14 protein-coding genes are annotated in these 14,850 nt (G+C 50.9%); 9 read left to right on the top strand and 5 right to left on the bottom strand.

Going from position 1 to position 14,850, the window contains the following annotated elements; genetic code table 11:
- Nucleotides 1-47: 47 nt before the first annotated feature.
- Genes KRR23_RS02220 through KRR23_RS02205 form a run of 4 tightly spaced genes read left to right on the top strand, consistent with a single transcriptional unit; the run spans nt 48 to nt 2,763 of the window.
- Nucleotides 48-497 carry a tellurite resistance TerB family protein gene (locus KRR23_RS02220; RefSeq protein WP_216741345.1) on the top strand — a complete coding sequence of 150 codons (450 nt, stop codon included), beginning with the start codon at nt 48-50 and terminating at the stop codon, nt 495-497.
- An 11-nt stretch (nt 498-508) separates the two neighbouring features.
- Nucleotides 509-1,543 (top strand): TerC/Alx family metal homeostasis membrane protein, encoded by a 1,035-nt coding sequence (locus tag KRR23_RS02215; protein ID WP_216741150.1) that lies wholly within the window; start codon nt 509-511, stop codon nt 1,541-1,543.
- A gap of 33 nt (nt 1,544-1,576) precedes the next feature.
- Nucleotides 1,577-2,152 (top strand): TerD family protein, encoded by a 576-nt coding sequence (locus KRR23_RS02210; RefSeq protein WP_216741149.1) that lies wholly within the window; start codon nt 1,577-1,579, stop codon nt 2,150-2,152.
- Between the two features lie 32 nt (nt 2,153-2,184).
- A complete protein-coding gene (locus KRR23_RS02205) occupies nt 2,185-2,763 on the top strand; it encodes a TerD family protein (RefSeq protein WP_216741148.1) in 579 nt (192 codons plus the stop codon).
- Nucleotides 2,764-3,185: 422 nt separating this feature from the next.
- Here KRR23_RS02205 and KRR23_RS02200 read toward each other — a convergent pair whose 3' ends face one another.
- Nucleotides 3,186-4,448 (bottom strand): VWA domain-containing protein, encoded by a 1,263-nt coding sequence (locus tag KRR23_RS02200; RefSeq protein ID WP_216741147.1) that lies wholly within the window; start codon nt 4,446-4,448, stop codon nt 3,186-3,188.
- Nucleotides 4,449-4,644: 196 nt separating this feature from the next.
- On the opposite strand from KRR23_RS02200, the gene KRR23_RS02195 reads away from it, so the two are divergent.
- Entirely contained in the window at nt 4,645-5,394 is a 750-nt protein-coding gene (locus KRR23_RS02195; protein ID WP_216741146.1) for a type IV pilus biogenesis/stability protein PilW, read from the top strand.
- A gap of 159 nt (nt 5,395-5,553) precedes the next feature.
- Nucleotides 5,554-6,174 carry a LysE family translocator gene (locus KRR23_RS02190; protein ID WP_216741344.1) on the top strand — a complete coding sequence of 207 codons (621 nt, stop codon included), beginning with the start codon at nt 5,554-5,556 and terminating at the stop codon, nt 6,172-6,174.
- Nucleotides 6,175-6,323: 149 nt separating this feature from the next.
- Here KRR23_RS02190 and KRR23_RS02185 read toward each other — a convergent pair whose 3' ends face one another.
- The 3 genes from KRR23_RS02185 to KRR23_RS02175 form a co-directional block, all read right to left on the bottom strand.
- Nucleotides 6,324-6,557: a hypothetical protein gene (locus KRR23_RS02185; RefSeq protein ID WP_216741145.1), complete on the bottom strand. Its 234-nt coding sequence runs from the start codon at nt 6,555-6,557 to the stop codon at nt 6,324-6,326.
- A 3-nt stretch (nt 6,558-6,560) separates the two neighbouring features.
- Nucleotides 6,561-7,043, bottom strand: a complete 483-nt coding sequence (locus KRR23_RS02180; protein ID WP_216741144.1) for a hypothetical protein — start codon at nt 7,041-7,043, stop codon at nt 6,561-6,563.
- A gap of 149 nt (nt 7,044-7,192) precedes the next feature.
- Entirely contained in the window at nt 7,193-7,963 is a 771-nt protein-coding gene (locus KRR23_RS02175) for an alpha/beta fold hydrolase (protein ID WP_216741143.1), read from the bottom strand.
- A gap of 472 nt (nt 7,964-8,435) precedes the next feature.
- Between KRR23_RS02175 and KRR23_RS02170 the strand changes: the two genes are divergently transcribed.
- Nucleotides 8,436-8,819 carry a DUF6124 family protein gene (locus tag KRR23_RS02170; RefSeq protein ID WP_216741142.1) on the top strand — a complete coding sequence of 128 codons (384 nt, stop codon included), beginning with the start codon at nt 8,436-8,438 and terminating at the stop codon, nt 8,817-8,819.
- A gap of 34 nt (nt 8,820-8,853) precedes the next feature.
- The gene (locus tag KRR23_RS02165) at nt 8,854-9,132 is read left to right on the top strand and encodes a hypothetical protein (RefSeq protein ID WP_216741141.1); all 279 of its coding nucleotides are present in this window, start codon (nt 8,854-8,856) and stop codon (nt 9,130-9,132) included.
- Between the two features lie 198 nt (nt 9,133-9,330).
- Here KRR23_RS02165 and KRR23_RS02160 read toward each other — a convergent pair whose 3' ends face one another.
- Nucleotides 9,331-10,305 (bottom strand): ATPase, encoded by a 975-nt coding sequence (locus KRR23_RS02160; protein WP_216741140.1) that lies wholly within the window; start codon nt 10,303-10,305, stop codon nt 9,331-9,333.
- A 1,042-nt stretch (nt 10,306-11,347) separates the two neighbouring features.
- Here KRR23_RS02160 and KRR23_RS02155 point away from each other — a divergent pair.
- Nucleotides 11,348-14,461: a metallophosphoesterase gene (locus tag KRR23_RS02155; RefSeq protein WP_216741139.1), complete on the top strand. Its 3,114-nt coding sequence runs from the start codon at nt 11,348-11,350 to the stop codon at nt 14,459-14,461.
- Nucleotides 14,462-14,850 lie beyond the last annotated feature (389 nt).

Genomic DNA, 14,850 nt, shown 5'->3' with positions numbered 1-14,850 from the left:
TATTTGAAAACGGCGGACCGATCCGGTCCGCCCTAGAGGTGAACAACATGTTGTCATGGTTGAAAACAAACGCAGCACTTGCTCGCGAGAAGCTGACTACCGAAGTGACCAAGTTCAAGAACAGAGAGTTCATGGAAGCTGTTGCCAACAGCTGTGCCATGGTCGCGGCGGCGGATGGAGAGGTCAGCTCGGCTGAAAAAATGAAGATGACCGGGTTCATCAACAACTCGCCCGAGCTGAAGGTGTTCAACCTGAGCGACGTCATCAAGGTTTTCAACGACGCTTGCGGCAAGTTCGAATTTGACTTTCAGATCGGTCAAGCCGAAGCCCTGAAAAACATCAGCAAGATAAAGGGCAAGGATGGGGCGGGGCGCCTGCTTGTCCGTGTTGCCTGTGCCATCGGCGCGTCGGACGGCAATTTCGATAACAAGGAAAAAGCGGTTTGTCGCCTGATCTGCCTGGAGCTGGGTCTTCCCCCGGCTGACTTTGAACTGTAAGGAACGACACCGTGGAAGTTACTCACCTGGGTTTCCCCCCGCTGACCATCGCTGTGTTTGCAGCGCTGGCGCTCGGCGCAATGATCCTCGACATGTTCACCCACCGCGGTGACAAGCCGATCAGCCTTGCCCAAGCGTCGGCCTGGTCGGTGTTCTGGATTCTCATCTCGTTCGGTTTTGCAGGTTTCCTGTACGTCGAACATGGTCCGGATACCGCCACCCTGTTCATCACCGGCTATGCGCTGGAAAAAGTCCTGAGCGTGGACAACCTGTTCGTGTTCATGGCGATCTTCGCCTGGTTCAAAGTGCCGGATGGCTTGCGCCATCGCGTACTGTACTGGGGCATTCTCGGCGCGATCGTTTTCCGCCTGATCTTCGTGGCAATCGGTACGGGTCTGCTGGCGCTGGGTCCATGGGTCGAAGTGGTCTTTGCACTGATTGTGGCCTGGACGGCTGTCATGATGCTCAGAGGCGGCGGTGACGATGAAGAGGAAGAGGATTACTCCACGCACATGGCTTACCGCTTCGCGAAGAAGCTGTTCCCGGTGTGGCCGAAATTGCATGGTCACGACTTCTTCGTACGTCGCAAGACGTTGGAAGTTGAACTGACCAAGCCGGAAAACAAAGGCATGTCGTTGGCGGCCAAAGGTGGTCTGTTCGCGACGCCTCTGTTCTTGTGCCTGGTGGTCATGGAAGTGTCCGACGTGTTGTTTGCCTTCGACTCCGTACCCGCAGTCATCGCCGTCAGCCGCGAACCCCTGATCGTGTTCTCGGCAATGCTCTTCGCCATCCTTGGCCTGCGGACCATGTACTTTGTACTGGAAGCGCTGAAACGCTACCTGGTGCATCTGGAAAAGGCCGTCATTGCGCTGCTCTTCTTTATCGCTGTAAAGCTGGGCCTGAATGCGACTGACCACCTGTTTCATCACGGCTACAGCATCGATCCGAACACCAGCCTGATCATCGTTGTTGTGGTGCTGGCCATCGGCATCTTCGCCAGTGTGCTCTTCCCGCAAAAGGAAGTTGCGCAGGCCGACAATCAGTAATTTCAAACGCATCAACCACAAGGAGCTGTACTCATGGCACTGACTCTTCAAAAAGGCGGCAACCTGTCCCTATCGAAGACCGATCCTTCTCTGACCAAGATCCTGGTCGGTCTGGGTTGGGATCCACGCGCAACTGACGGCACGGAGTTTGACCTGGACGCAAGCGCGTTCCTGCTGGGTGCCAACGGCAAAGTACGTGGTGACGCCGACTTCATTTTTTACAATCAGCTCAAAAGCGCTGATGGCTCCATCGAGCACACCGGTGACAACCGCACCGGTGCGGGCGATGGCGACGACGAAGTGCTGAAAATAGATTTGAGCCGCGTTCCGGCCGATATCGACAAGGTCGCATTCACCGTCACCATCCACGACGCGGATGCACGCAAGCAAAACTTCGGTCAGGTCGGCGGTTCGTTTATTCGCATCGCCAACGAAATCACCGGTAGCGAGATAGTTCGTTACGACCTGGCAGAAGACGCTTCTACCGAAACCGCGATGATCTTTGCCGAGCTGTACCGCAACAACGGCGAGTGGAAATTCCGTGCCGTCGGTTCGGGCTTTGCTGGTGGCCTGAAGGCGCTGGCCAACTCGTACGGCATGAACTTCTAAATCCCTCGGTCTATTGAATAAGGAAACTAATCATGGCTGTAAGTCTTTCCAAAGGCGGCAACGTCTCCCTGTCCAAAGAAGCGCCGGGCCTGAGCGAAGTTCTCGTGGGCCTGGGCTGGGATCCTCGCGTTACTGACGGCACCGAGTTCGACCTCGATGCGTCGATTTTTATCGTGGGCGAAAGCGGCAAAGTGCTCGACGACAACAGCTTCATTTTCTACAACAACAAAAAATCCGCTGACGGCTCCGTCGAGCACATGGGCGACAACCGCTCCGGCGCCGGTGAAGGCGACGATGAACAAGTGACGGTCAAACTGACTTCCCTGGCTCCGCTGGTGAAAAAGTTGGTGTTCGCGGTCACCATCCACGACTCCGATGCTCGTAAACAGAACTTCGGCCAGGTCTCCAACGGCTACATTCGCGTTGTGAACAAGGCTGACGGTAAAGAACTGGCGCGTTTCGACTTGAGCGAAGACGCTTCCACCGAAACGGCCATGATCTTTGGCGAGCTGTATCGCAGCGGTGAAGAGTTCAAGTTCAAGGCGATCGGCCAAGGTTTCGCCGGCGGCCTGAAGCCTCTGGCTGAAGCCCACGGCGTAAGCATCGGTTAACCCTTTCGGGTTCAAAAAGCCCCGCTTTTCAAGCGGGGCTTTTTCTTGCCTGTCGATGTCATTCAAAACCCTTGGGATCGGGTTTTGGCTAATGGAAAAAGGAATCAGGGATATGAGATCACGAATGTATTGGCAGGCGGTTCTCGAAACCAGCGTGAGGCACGCCGTAAGCGAGGCTGGATGATTGCCTGCACCTCGATCTTCGTATTCATTTCGGGGTGGATGTGCCGTCATCGGCATTTTTCATCGCTCAATGACTACATGGCCGGAGGCGTCTAGTTCATAGCTCTGCAAGCCATACAGGGCATGTGGATCGGTCTTCCCGGTTCAGAGAGATCATGCCGTTTGACCTGTCCGGTCCGGGCTGAATCACCTCTCCCGCGCCGCGAGGTATTGCGGTGTGGGAGAGCGGGGAATCAGGATTAAAAGATAATGCCTTTAGCCTTCGCAGCCTTCAGCCATTGTGGGAATTCTTCCATTAGCTTGTCGTACAGCTGCTCTTCGGTGATGTCGTGCAGGTCATCCAGCGCGAAGAAACCACAGTTATCGACGACTCGGCCGGCCATGGTGTCGAGTTTTTCCAGAATGCCGTAGTTGTGTCCGCCGATCCCAACGAACTGCCAGAAGATCGGCAGTTTTGCTGCCTCTATCATCAGCTTTTTGATCGCGCCACTTGCCGAAACACCACCATCACTGATGAACAGGATGTAGATCGGTGTGGTGTCCCGGGACTTTTTGTAAAAGTCGATCACCTTCTTGATGGCTTTGGGTTCGTCGTTGTAGCGAGCGCCCACCGCCCAATCCTTCCAGCCGTGACTATCGGTGTTGATGAAGTCTTTGTGATTGGCCAGTGTCACGGCAGACAGTTGCAGTGTCTCGGCGCCAAAGGCCCAGCAGTCGAGGGTGCCGTCGTCGTCGAAGTGCAACGCCAGGGGCAGCAGCCGGTTGACGACTTCCTGGACACGGCCACTGGTGTATTGGTTATGCATGGAACCGGATGAATCCAGCACCAGGCCGACCCGCGCTTTAACCTCCGTCAGCTTGGCTTTTTCAAGGCTGATCTGGGCTTTCTTCGCCAGGCTGACCAGGTGAGGAGCGGCGTTGCCGATCTTTTTCTCAAGAGAAATTGTGTTTGAAACGGGTGCTGGTATCGGAGCTGGAGCGGGCGCCGGTTCGTCAGCGACATCCCCGCCGAAGTGTTTTACCAGCGCTTCCAGACCTGCGTTGAACCCTTGCAGATTGGAAGCCAGGCGCCATTCACCTGACTTGCGATAGAGCTCGGCCACCATGATTGCCTTTTCGTCGGAGAAGCTGGCTCCTGAAAAAGGGCATTGCGCCAATACATCGCCGTACAGGTTCTTGATGCTGAAACTGCTGGCCTGAATGTCCCGCATCGCGCCGGCACCATCGATCGAGCTGGTGAAAACCAGACGATCGATGCTGGCAGGCAGTTTCGAAAGGTCGAGCGTGAAATCACCGCCGTTCGACATTCTCACGCTATTGCACGGCGTCGTGGGTTGGTTGAAAAACACCATATAGCGGTCATCGGAAAGCTTGCCCTGTGCATCGATGCCAAAGCACACAAAATCGAGCACGTGGGGTGACTGAACGTTGATCGAGAGGGTTAGTTGCGTGCCCTGCATAAGGCTGGACAAGGGTAACCGTTGTCCTTGGCTGATTTGCATGTTGCGTCCTTGTAATGGGTGCGCCGACGTTATGGCATTCATTGGGAGTCAAGGGGAGGATTATGCGGGAGTAAGAGATCGATAGGGGACGTTTATATGCGGGAGAGGGTAGGCGCTGCTCCGATTGTCTGTGCGGCATGACCACGCTACCCTTCTCATCGCTCGGTAGGTCGACTTTCAAACAGGGAAACATAATATGGACATTAAACGCTTCTATCCTTCAATGCGCCGTTTCATACAGATAGACGCGGCTATCTTGCTTTTGATGACACCGTTTTTTGCTCAGGCGGACATTACCGAGGAACAGGCGATGGCCAACTGTTTGAAAGTCAGTGAATACTCCGCCGAGGGTGGGAAGTATTACAAGCTCAAACAGTATGCCAAGGCTCGGAAACAGTATGAGCAGCAGGCTGGCTGGTCTGAAGGTTGTCAGCTGGATGAGCAGAAAATTGCGTTGGCCTACAATAACGTTGCACTCACCTACGTACATGAAGGCAATTACCTGAAGGCCCGTGCGTGGCTGAGTATCTTGCCAAACGACAAAAAATCGATCTTCAATCTTGGCAAGATCAGCGGTGATGTAAAAAATGCATTGGAGAAGCTGCCGAGTCAGTCAGAAGGGCAGTATTGGCAATATGCCGGGGCTGCTTTATGGAACTCCATGACTATCAAGCCGCAAGGTCGGAAATACAAGATTGATTTCCAGGGTTATTACGCTGGCCTGATGGCGATGTATTACGGTCCCAATATAGGTGAATTTTCAACGGTATTAGAAGTTGATAACGGGAAGGCTAATTACGCCATGAGTGGAGACGACGAAGGCGACTGTGTCTATGACTTCGATATTAAAAAAGAACTGATGACGGTAAAGCGTACTGCGGGTGAGTGGTGCGGCTTTGGTCATAATGTGGGTGCTGAAGGTATTTATCACAGAGTCGAGTTCTAGCCGCTTTCGGAATTTGCGTAATCCCAGCCACCCTGATCCCGTACAGAGGACGTAAACAACTTTCCGGGTCCACTCAAGCTCCGCTCATAGCCCTAAGGACGGTGGCACATGCGGCATGTTCAAATGTAGGATTGACGCAAAATGGTGATGGATATCCATATGAATCTTGCGACGCTAGCGTTATTCCTGCCCGCCTGCTTTGCCCTGAATATGGCGCCAGGGCCTAACAACCTGCTGTCTATCAGCAATGCAACACGCTACGGATACCGCACATCATGCATGGCAGGTGTTGGTCGCTTGCTGGCGTTCGCGCTGATGATTGCGCTGGTTTCGGCAGGCTTGGCCGTAGTGTTGCAAACTTCAGAGCTAGTCTTCTATGGGATCAAAATAGTTGGCGCGGCCTACCTTTTTTACTTGGCATACCAGTTGTGGAGGGCTGAACCACGAGCGGAAGCCGAGTCAAAAAGCGCCCCGTTAGGTCTTTTCGCGCTGGCAAGGCAGGAATTCCTCGTCGCCGCAGGCAACCCTAAAGCCATCCTGATTTTTACCGCGTTCTTACCTCAATTCGTCGACCCAACGGCAGACATGGGTTCTCAGTTTGCGTTGCTAGGTCTTCTGTTTTTGGTATTGGAGTGGATTGCCATTGGCATCTATGCGTACATCGGATTGTATATGCGACGTTGGTTTGCCCTGCCTCAGGGTAAGCAAATTTTCAACCGTTGCTGCGCTGGTTTGTTGTCGGCTGCCGCCTCGATGCTATTGATGGCACGTCGAGCGTGATTCGCAGTTAGCAGATGATGCGAAGCGTCTGCGACTCATCTGCGTAGTTGGACGGGTTGCCAGTCCTATGCTGGTTCTCCTACCACGCCTCCCGGCATGAAATCCGTACTTCGATCTCGAGAGTGGCCGATTATTAATGAGCACCTGGCTCATTCCACATACCGGGCCCGACTAAAAAACAGCCCCGCCCCGATGCCGATAGCATTGGTTGAAACGATGCCCAGATCGAAGCCGGCAATGAAAGGCGGCAGCATGAAAATACTCATAAACCCCAGAGCGAGCAGGGTGATGCCCAGCCATTTTCTGAGGCGGTAGGATTTCAGATAGAAGAACAACAGCAGGAACACCGCGTAAGCACCGGCATACAAGCCATATTCGCTCATGGTCTATCCGCCTTGATTCTTGATGATCATGGACGATACGGAATGCTGAGGGCCTATGCCACCGCTGACCTGCGCATCCAGGCTGACGATGACATCGCCGGCGTGATAAGTCGGCAATTTGCTCAGCGTGAACTCGCGGACTGCCCATCCCACCGGGATGATCGCACCGGGCACAAACTTGCCTACCGCTGCGCCGAAAACACCACTGGAGAGGTTGGCGATACTCGTTCGTTGGGCATTGAGTAAATCCCCCTGTTGCCGGGTCAGGGGTTTGGAGATCCCGACCATCATTTGGCAGGGCAAATCCTTGGCGAGCATTTTGTCGTAGAGCTCCACCACCAGATTGTTCACTTCATAGTGGGCGGCTTTCGCTTCACCGAAATGCAGCGTTCTGAGGCTACCCCGTTCACTGGCTGACAGGGTGAAGCGCGATACGTTGAAGACAATTCCATGGTTGCCGGAAAACTGGTCGCTCTCAAACTTCAATGCTCGCATCCTTATCGAGTCTGGAAAGGCGGGGAGTCTGTCTTAGCCCGTGGGCGTTCGCAAGCGCTTGGTAATACGCTGAAAAAGACTTTCATCTCGGGTGAAAATGGAGGCGCTTTGACCTGCCCCTGTACTTCCCAACAACTTCGCTATCGAACGCTAGCGATGAAACGCAGGATTTCCCGCTCGACCTTTTCGGGCTGGTCGAGCTGTATCCAGTGTCCCGTATCAGTCACCACGGCGTGGGGTAACTCCGGTCGTAACGCGTAGAGCGCATTGGGATTGTCGTTCGCGCTACTGACCAGAAGAAAAACAGGACCTTTCCATGCATCCAGCGCGGGTTCCGGGTTCCAATTGGCGAACGCCACCGCAAACCCCAACCGCGCCGCTGCATCCACCGCAGCACAATCTTCCAGAATTCTGGACATTACCTCTACGTTATTGCCCGCGATCGTGGCATAGAACCCCTGTTGCACATCAAGGCTCGCAGGCCCTGCAAGCGCCTCCAGCATTCCGGCGCGAACCTCATCGGGAAGTGCCCTTGGATCGGTTGCGGGATCAAGCAGGAACACGCCAGCCACGCGGTCGGATCTGGCGGCATAGTCCAGCGCTGCGGCACCACTTCCGCTGTGGGCCACGATGATGAAACGCTCAAGCTTGAAGGCGGCGGCTGTATCGATGATGTCCTGCGCACGCCCTGCATATGAATAGTCACCATCCGCAGCCGGGGAGCTGTCTCCGCTGCCCCGTGAATCAAGGGCATAGACTTTCCTGTCTCGTCCGATAGGTTCGAGCATTTCCGCCCACTGGCTTGCTCGACCGGAGTCCGCATGGAGGAAGAGCACCGGCAAACCTTCGCCGTTTCCTGCTTCAATCACCGCAAGATTGCCCTGCGTTCCAGCGAATATTGTCTGCTTCATAGTGTTCTCCTTTGTGTGTTCCGTACCGTCCGTGGAAAAAGATAAGCCGACGACAACGCCGATCAGCAGCGTAGGGCAAAGAAGGGGGGCAGGCTACGTTTTCTCATACCCATGATCGTGGTCTGTCCCGTGTTTCCCCTGGGCAAAATCGCAACCACCGTCCTAGGACATTTCCCGCAAACCGTAGCGCCTTCCATGAACTGGCGGCTGCTCTTCTTCAGGGATAGTCTTCAGGTGTCGCTGCGCATCAGCGATCGGCTTTGACAGGCTGTAAAAAACACAGGCTTTCACTCCCCTAGATAAATCGGCATGCTTCCCCGCGTGCAGTTTCGTTTTGGCGGCTGTGCGTGGGGCATCTTCGGGTGCACCGGGTGCCTGTGTTCCTGGTCTGTCAACCCGCGTGCAGTTGCCACCCAATCCTGTTTGACAGCAGGGGGCTGGCAGCTTCTATAAACAACACAGGAGCTCCACCATGAAAAAGATCACCCCCAATCCGCCGGAAGTCCCGACCTCGTCTACCTCTGATCCCGTAGATCCCATTCCGCTCAGCGAAACCGCCCAACGCACCGTCAGTGCCCGTTTACGTACCCCCAGTCACCCCGATCCCGTCAGCCACATATTCACGATTGTCCCCGACGTAGACACGCCAACCTTACTGGTCCACGCCAGCGAAACCCTCGCCTCTATCAACGCCATGACCACCGACCTGGCGTTCGAACTCGAAGGCTCGCGGCGCAATGTGGCGCTGGCGATGCAACAGTTGACCGTGTTGGCCGAGTTGTTGGTAAACCGAGCACTGGACCACCTCGACCAACCCGAAGGCGCAGGTGAGAGTCAGCCCACCGTCCACCACTGAGTGGCCGCGCTCGTTTACCCAATGGAGGTTTGTCATGGATCGATACATGCCAGTCACTGGCATTGACTGCACCATCCCGTCGCTACTGATAGATACCCAAGCGCCGCTCGACGTACTGCACGAAACCGCGGCCTACCGCATCCGCACCGCGACTCAACTGTTGGAGAACATCGCCATGGGCGAGGGGGTTCACAGTGAACTGGCGCGGGTGTTGGTGACTTCATTGCGCGATGGTTGTGATTTGCTGGACGTGGTTGGGCGACGATTGCAGGGGGAGGTGCTGTTGGTGCGAGAAATGGGCGGCCTTGTTTAGGTCGCCCATTTTAGTTGGTGGAAAAACGAGTATGAAAATAAAACTGTCCCGTTTTTTCAGACAAAAAAAGACTTTGAGTTTCAAGGTCTTTTTTAATTTAGTGCCGAGGGAGACTGGAGGGCACCATATAAATCAAGGCTTACAGGCTAGTAATACTATCAGGGATACAAGCAGGGATACAGAATCTGAGCTGCTTCGCTATGCCGTCTCTGTTTGAGTCTTTGGAGGACCGAGAACGAGAGCTATCTGCCTCAGATCTTCCACCTTCAGATCGATTCCTTTGCCCTGAGGATTTTCTTCAAGATGCCCAAGGGTGTAAAGCGTGACATATCTCACTTCATCGGCCTGGATAATCAGCTCTTTTAGGTATCGGCGGTAGCGATAAGCGTTCATTTGATCTGCCGGTACGTAAAGGGAAACGCGCTTTTCCCCGAGCGGATCGTAGAAATTGAAGCTAAATCCTTCTCCGTAGCGCTTTATAGTGCCACCACCGAACAAGACACAGCCGTTTTCACCAATGTTTGCCGCTGTAATGTGACGGAAGTACGAGCGAAGCGGGATCACGCCATATCCTGAAACCTGCAACGTCAGAAGATCGAACTCTTCCTTAGACAGTTCAGATTTAGCGTTTCTGTAACTCTCCACCAAACGCTCTAGGTCTGTGGTTTTCGTGGGCCCGCGCGGCTTGTCGTTTGGCTCAGTCGTACTTCTAGTTGCCCCTCTCCCTTGGCCATCTCCATCTATCTCATCACCTCCCTTACCCGGGCGGTCGCCGCTCGGTTTCTTTTCCTTCAGGCTTGGATCAAAGATATCGATGTAGTCGTCCAGCTTGCGTTTGGCTTTTCGAGTGGTGGCTTCTTCTTCCGTCTCCCCAGGACGGCTTCTGTCTTGGTCTCCACTCGAACCATGTTCGATCCACTCGCAGGTTGGGCAGTGCTCATCCTTTGGGTTGGCACGGAAATGTGCGGACATCGTAGTTTCTTGGGGATTCACGTCGTAATTCACGCCCGTGATCTTCGCGTCGAGCTCTCGGCATTCTTCAGTGGTGCAGAGGAACGTGAAGCGTTCGCGTGGCGGTACGAGCGAAAGATATTCCCGCCGTGCGGCGACAATCGACAACTTCTTTTCAAGCTCGACACAGTAAGCGCGTGTGATGCGTTTGTTTGTTTTCATCCGAGTGACATTCCTTGAACAGCTCTTCGTTGGGTCAACACCCTTTAACCTGCTACGCGAGGCTAACGTAGCGTGAGGCGAAGTGCTAGAGCGGTCGGCCTTCGGAAATTAGGCGGGGGCCCCTAGAGATTTACGAGGTGTACGGGGTCGGAAACCCGCGGGAGCTTATTAGTCGTAGGTGCGGCAGCTTACAGAAATTTCAACATTGAAATTGAAAGGATCTTGAAGAGAAAGGGTGCTTCATTGGGCATTCTGTGATGGTGTAGGTCTCGCATCCAATTTTGAGCATAAAGGCAGAAGCTTCCCATCTGTTAGCGATGGGGCTGTCAAGCAATATAGGAAAGTCAGATAGGGGGCCGACGCGGGTGTAATCACCATAGCGGAAGCTCTGGCGCTTTCTGTGACGGCTCCCGCTGATGGAATGGGTTTATACGGGGTGTGGGGCCGTCACTAAGCAGAAATCGAAGGTTACAGGTGTTACAGGTGTGACGGTCGCCATTAAGACTATGAAAACAAAGGGGTTTTTACTTGTAACTCGTCTTTCGATACTTAAATGCTACGGTGTTACCTCTACTTCTTCGTGTAACACATATCGTGGTCGGTGCTCCAAGATCGTCACTCTGCGAGTCCGCTAAGGCCAACCGTATTGGATGCTGCTTTGATTGACCATTAAGTAAGCGCAACCAATTTTGCGGTGCTTCTGGGCCACTTTTCCGAATCGCTCCACGCAGAGAGTTGGCTTCAAGTGCTTTTCATTGTGATTTCAAGTGATTCATCTATATGGTGGTGGCATTTTGGTAGCGCGATTGTCTTCAGTAAGTAGAGGTCACCCAGGATCTTGCGATTATATTGGATAGGGGGCGAGTTGAGGCGGTTATGAAAAAAAACGTTAGGTTAAGACGTGAATTTTTAAACCAGCTAAGCTCATAGCGTTGTCTGTGCGTTTGGGTTGTAACTTTAAACGGCAGGCTTGGTATTTAATAAAAAGCCGAAAAAACACGTTTGGCGTGTACTAAAAAACAAAAATTTTGGAGTTGATGAAATGGATAGCATGGTAAGGGTTTTACATATTTCTGATCTACATATCACCAATAGTGCCGATCACGCCCGAACCATTGAAGCGCTATGTGTTGATATTAGTGCGGCCGATAAAATAAGAAAAATTGATGCTGTGCTTTGTACCGGCGATATAGCTAATAGAGGTGATACATCCCCGGCTGCTATTAATGCTCAAGAGGCTGTGCTGAAAAAAATATTAGCATCTACTAACGAGTCGGTAGAGTTCTTATGCTGCCCCGGCAATCATGATATAAATCTCAAGGCTAGAGATGATGTGTATGAGCCAATTTTTACGGGAGTAAGAACTCCTGAGGAAGCGAATAAGTTAGTTAGTAATCTGATTAGCAAGGGGAGTATTGAACTGTGGGGGCATTTGGGTGGGTATATTGATCTGTCGAGGAAAATCGATCAATCGGCTTATAAGGAAAATATACTGTTCACCACAAAGAAAATAAAAGTTGGCTCCATAGTAGTGGGAGTGGCGTCTTTAAATAGCACGTGGAGAACTACTGGTGGAGGCAGCAAGGATAGAGGTGCCCTCTTCGTAGGTGAACGACAAATAGAGTTGGCCTCGGAACAAATAAGCGAGTGTGATATAAAAATCGCTTTGATGCACCATGCCCTAGATTGGTTGTCCCCAGACGAGAAGAACAGAATTCAGCGCGTGCTTGCAACTAGTTTTGATGCGCTTCTATGTGGTCATAATCATAATAACAGTGCTGGTCATACAGTTTCGACATTGGGTGACTTGCTTATTAGCAATACCGGGTGTATTTATGAGAATAGAGAGCATTTTAATGGCTATTCGATCATAGATATTTGTGCTAGTGGTCTGTGGAGAATAGAGGCCCGAGAATATTATAGTCAGAGAAATACATTTGATATAGCTCCTAGGTTTGCTGAGAATGGAGTCTGCGAATTCAATATATCCAAGAGAAGCAGTGACTCAAAAACCATAGTGTCCAGTACGGCTATCAATGCTGCATTGGAGAAAGCCAACTCAAAATTATTATCTTTCTCGGCTTCTGATGTCGCTCCTAAACACTTGTCTTCGATATTTGTGGAGCCGCCGCTAGCCAGAAGAAGCGAGAAAAGTATGGCCGCTAGTGAGGGGTTGGATGCAGATGATTATGATGATTTTGTTACTCTGCATAGCCTGTCCCAAGAAAAAATAGACATTATTTTCATTGGAAAGAGAGAGTCTGGGAAGTCTACTCTTCTTAATCATATTGCTGTTAATCGGTTTATGGAGTTTCACGGTAATGCGAGAGTCGGCCTCCTTATTGATATGTCTATACTCAATAGGCTGACCATTGCTGCAATTCTCACTCAGGCTATAGAATTTCTTGGCAATGAAATTACAAAGCGGGATGTTGTGGCCTTGCTGGATAATGGCGAGGTTTTAGTTATATTTGATGGTTTTAATATACATAATTCAGAGCATCGGAAAGTGGTGGAGGAATTTCGGGGTAAATATCCCTTGCCTCGATATATTCTGGCTACAAGTGAAGAGGTGCAAGATGATCTGAGTCTTGAGAAACTGCCTTCGCTTAATAAGAGTCCGGCTGTAATTTATATTCACTCTTTCAAGCGCAGGCAAACGCGGGAGTTAGTGAGAAAATGGTTTGGTGAACACGACCAAGGTTCAGAGGAAAAGCTTGCGCTCGTAAAGAAATTGTTGTCAAAGTTGAATGTGCCACAAACACCATTTTTGGTCTCTGTACTTCTTTGGGTCATAGAACAGCAGCCGACTGCCAAGCTCATAAACCAGGCGTCGGCGGTAGAGGCGTTAATTTTTGGTTTGTTGGAGAAGTTCACAGAGTCAAAATCGCGCTCAAATTATGATTCAAATATACAGTCACACTTTTTATCTGAGCTTGCCAAAGATATGGATGAAAAAGGTGTGGAATGGATTGCTTCGAATGAATTCGAGATTTTTGTCTCTTCTTATTTTAAAAAGCGCGGTCTCGCAGTGCCTTCTCGTGGGTTTACAGAAGAGCTCTTGAGGAAAGGTCTGTTATATGAAAGTAATCAAATGATTACTTTTAAGTTTGACTGTTTCAGAGCTTTTTTTCTAGCAGGAAAGCTTGCGGAAAGTAGCGAGGATTTAGAGAGGGTATTGACTCCGCTTTTAATATCAAAATATACAGCAGAGCTTGATTTGCTAACGGGGTTGCATCGAGGTCGAAAAGAAATACTTGTTTTGGCGAGGGAGTGTTGTCGGGAGTTGCTTTCGTCGTCTGAATTCGATATTGATATTTCTATCTTTGAAACTCATGGTGAGGAAAAGGGAGTTTTCAATCAAGAGGAAACGCTTACCAAAATTGAAGGTGAATTTTTAAACACACCGTTTGACGAGAGCCAAAGAACAAAACTGATTGAGGAGGCAGAGATCTCCTCAAAAGCATCGATTGATCATGACCATGCACGGCAGAGACACCCAACTGCGCCTCTATCAAATCAAATGCACTTCATCGGTGCTTTAAGAGCATATTCGAATATATTAAGAAATAGTGAGCTAATCGATGATGTGGAGCTGAAGAAAGCATGTCTGAATGAAGTGCTCGTTATGTGGTCAAAAATAATTGTATCTACAATATCGTACCTCAATGTGGCAAGCCTTGACGAATTTCCAGATGATGTTGGAGGTATGAGTCAAAGCCAGTTTAAAGTTTTCGCAAGGCTTATGATTCCGCAGCTTGTGTCATCGCTTATGGCAGAGTCTTTGGCTACGCCTAAACTTGAGTCGTTTATATTGGCTGAGACTAATAACTCTGCTCAATGTATTAGTTTTCTATCTACTATGTTGGCTATAGAAAATATAAACAAGCACAGTATTCAGGCTGTTCGAAAGTTGCTGAGAGAGTCTGGTGCAAATAATATCGTGGCGCAGGCAATATTTATAAGGCTTTTGACTCTGTATCACTATGAGGCTCCCACGAGTTCACTGGGCGCGGTACGAGACTGTCTTGGAGATGCATTTAGTGTTCTCCGTGGTTCTAGTAGTGCTGAAAGGTCAATGTTGAAAGGCAAATTTCTACAGCACATAGATGAAAAGCGTACAAACAATCTTGAAGATTCTGAAGCGGAAGAGTGAGATTGACTTTTAGTTGATGTGGTTCGCGGGTGGCGGCATGCTGCCACCCTTGTACGATTACGATGAATTTTTTCTGTTTGTCTTTTTGCGTGTTTAAACTGGTAAAGGTTTGTGTCAATTTAGAATTGGCTAGCCCCTCCTTTAATCAATAAATACCATTGTTTGGCATCATTTTTTCTAGCGTAAAGGGGACGGATTTATTTACCTTTCAACTGATCGAGGCAGTGCGGAATGGGGCTGTGATTTTTGAGAGTAGGGTGTTGCAGTTAATTGTGACGCAGAGCGTCACGGGATGCGTTACCACGCGGAGCGTGGGAACGATCAGTGGGGAAGGGGGCAGGTTTATTTTCATATAAGCCAGAGCGCTGCTCAGTATCAGCTGGTGGAAA

The sequence above is a fragment of the Pseudomonas sp. CVAP#3 genome, assembly GCF_018986375.1.
Taxonomy (GTDB): Bacteria; Pseudomonadota; Gammaproteobacteria; order Pseudomonadales; family Pseudomonadaceae; genus Aquipseudomonas; species Aquipseudomonas helvetica.
The sequence above is the reverse complement of the archived record's forward strand: the minus strand, read 5'-3'. Positions and strand labels throughout refer to the sequence as shown.

Coding starts and splice junctions, on each gene's coding strand:
- KRR23_RS02160 (WP_216741140.1), bottom strand. CDS start 10,305: ATGAAAACAAACAAACGCATCACACGCGCTTACTGTGTCGAGCTTGAA.
- KRR23_RS02155 (WP_216741139.1), top strand. CDS start 11,348: ATGGATAGCATGGTAAGGGTTTTACATATTTCTGATCTACATATCACC.
- KRR23_RS02220 (WP_216741345.1), top strand. CDS start 48: ATGTTGTCATGGTTGAAAACAAACGCAGCACTTGCTCGCGAGAAGCTG.
- KRR23_RS02175 (WP_216741143.1), bottom strand. CDS start 7,963: ATGAAGCAGACAATATTCGCTGGAACGCAGGGCAATCTTGCGGTGATT.
- KRR23_RS02165 (WP_216741141.1), top strand. CDS start 8,854: ATGGATCGATACATGCCAGTCACTGGCATTGACTGCACCATCCCGTCG.
- KRR23_RS02185 (WP_216741145.1), bottom strand. CDS start 6,557: ATGAGCGAATATGGCTTGTATGCCGGTGCTTACGCGGTGTTCCTGCTG.
- KRR23_RS02205 (WP_216741148.1), top strand. CDS start 2,185: ATGGCTGTAAGTCTTTCCAAAGGCGGCAACGTCTCCCTGTCCAAAGAA.
- KRR23_RS02210 (WP_216741149.1), top strand. CDS start 1,577: ATGGCACTGACTCTTCAAAAAGGCGGCAACCTGTCCCTATCGAAGACC.
- KRR23_RS02170 (WP_216741142.1), top strand. CDS start 8,436: ATGAAAAAGATCACCCCCAATCCGCCGGAAGTCCCGACCTCGTCTACC.
- KRR23_RS02195 (WP_216741146.1), top strand. CDS start 4,645: ATGGACATTAAACGCTTCTATCCTTCAATGCGCCGTTTCATACAGATA.
- KRR23_RS02190 (WP_216741344.1), top strand. CDS start 5,554: ATGAATCTTGCGACGCTAGCGTTATTCCTGCCCGCCTGCTTTGCCCTG.
- KRR23_RS02200 (WP_216741147.1), bottom strand. CDS start 4,448: ATGCAAATCAGCCAAGGACAACGGTTACCCTTGTCCAGCCTTATGCAG.